2 protein-coding genes and 1 pseudogene are annotated in these 1,522 nt (G+C 65.4%); 2 read left to right on the forward strand and 1 reads right to left on the reverse strand.

The features are described 5' to 3' along the window. Positions 1–73: 73 nt before the first annotated feature. Together AX703_RS20285 and AX703_RS20290 are read left to right on the forward strand one after the other, a co-directional pair. On the forward strand, positions 74–379 hold the full coding sequence (locus AX703_RS20285; protein ID WP_007681980.1) for a hypothetical protein: 306 nt from the start codon (positions 74–76) through the stop codon (positions 377–379). After that, positions 376–1,338: a tyrosine-type recombinase/integrase gene (locus AX703_RS20290; protein ID WP_007681981.1), complete on the forward strand. Its 963-nt coding sequence runs from the start codon at positions 376–378 to the stop codon at positions 1,336–1,338. The genes AX703_RS20285 and AX703_RS20290 overlap by 4 nt, the downstream gene beginning before the upstream one ends. On the opposite strand, the pseudogene AX703_RS28515 reads toward AX703_RS20290, so the two are convergent. Next, positions 1,335–1,522: pseudogene (locus tag AX703_RS28515) on the reverse strand (histidine phosphatase family protein); the annotation flags it as partial. The gene AX703_RS20290 and the pseudogene AX703_RS28515 overlap by 4 nt on opposite strands.

The raw sequence follows: 1,522 nt of genomic DNA on the forward strand, positions 1-1,522 counted from the left end.
CGCTCCGAGGAAGGATTCACAGCTCGCTCTACATATGATAATGTCCTTTATCACATACTAATGCGGGGCGGACATGAAGGCGGTTCACGACAAGATAGAAGGCCCATTCGCGATCGAGGAGGATCTAGCTCTGTACGGCATGGTGATCGGCAGTGCGACGCTGCGCAGCGGCATCAAGCTGATCCTGCATGGCACAATCGCCGGCGACCTGATCCTTGAGCCAGGAGCGCGCGCCATCATCCACGGCACAGTCGCCGGGCGTATTTGCAACGAGGGCGGGCGAGCCGAGATATTCGGCTTTGTTGATGGCGTCGAAGACCTTTCCCCGGACGCCGTAACGGTCATCGACACCGCCGCCCATGTTCGCGGTCGGCGATGAACCAGCTCGCCCCTCTCCCGTCACCCAGCTTAGCGCTGCCCGCGCTCATCGCGTCGGCCGATGAGCGGGCGCGGCTGCGCTTCCTCGAGTTCTTCGCCGTCACCATCCGCAATCCCCATACGCGCCGTGCCTATGCGCGCGCAGCGGGCGAGTTTTTGGCTTGGGTAGCGGCGCGCGGCATCACATCGCTCGCCGGCTTGCAGCCGCTTCATGTCGCGGCCTGGATCGAGGCGCTGGGACGCGAGGTGAGCGCGCCCACCGTCAAGCAGCAGCTCGCGGCCGTGCGCCACCTGTTCGACTGGCTGGTGACAGGCCAGGTCATGCCGACGAACCCGGCCGCGTCGGTGCGCGGGCCGGCGCACAGCGTCCGGCGCGGCAAGACGCCGGTGCTGGCCGCCGACGAAGCGCGGCGACTGCTGGATGTGATCGATGCGACGACGCCGGCAGGTTTGCGCGATCGGGCGCTGATCGGGTTGATGGTCTATTCGTTTGCCCGGATCGGCGCGGCGCTGGCGATGCGCGTGGAGGATGTGTTCGTGCAGAATCGGCGACTATGGGTGCGGCTGCACGAAAAGGGCGGCAAGCGCCACGAAATGCCCTGTCATCACAACCTTGAGCATTATTTGGCCGAATATCTCGATGGCTGCGACTTGCGCGAGGACCGCAAAGGGCCGCTGTTCCGTACGATCGCGCGCGGGACCAAGCGCTTAAGCGACACCCCCCTGCCCCAGGCCAATGCCTTCGCGATGGTGCGCCGTCGCGCCGTCGCGGCCGAGATCGAGACGGCGATCGGCAACCATTCGTTCCGCGCTACGGGGATCACCACCTATTTGAAGAACGGCGGCACGCTGGAGACAGCCGCGACGATGGCGAACCACAGTTCGACCCGCACTACCCAGCTCTACGATCGCCGGCCCGATGACGTGACACTCGACGAGGTAGAGCGGGTGTTGATCTAGGCGGCGACCGGCGGCGCACATTCCCAGCGGCCCCCCCGCCATTGAAACCCGACCCGTTGCGCGTTGCCGATCGCGGGCGGCTCGCCTTTGCGCCAGAACCCAAGCATCTTGCCTCGATCGTCCAGATGGGCGTCGGCGACGATCGCGTGCGCGGCCTGGATGAACTGCCCATGCCCGAACACAT

The organism is Novosphingobium sp. CCH12-A3 (assembly GCF_001556015.1).
Lineage (GTDB): Bacteria > Pseudomonadota > Alphaproteobacteria > Sphingomonadales > Sphingomonadaceae > Novosphingobium > Novosphingobium subterraneum.

Coding starts and splice junctions, on each gene's coding strand:
- AX703_RS20290 (WP_007681981.1), top strand. CDS start 376: ATGAACCAGCTCGCCCCTCTCCCGTCACCCAGCTTAGCGCTGCCCGCG.
- AX703_RS20285 (WP_007681980.1), top strand. CDS start 74: ATGAAGGCGGTTCACGACAAGATAGAAGGCCCATTCGCGATCGAGGAG.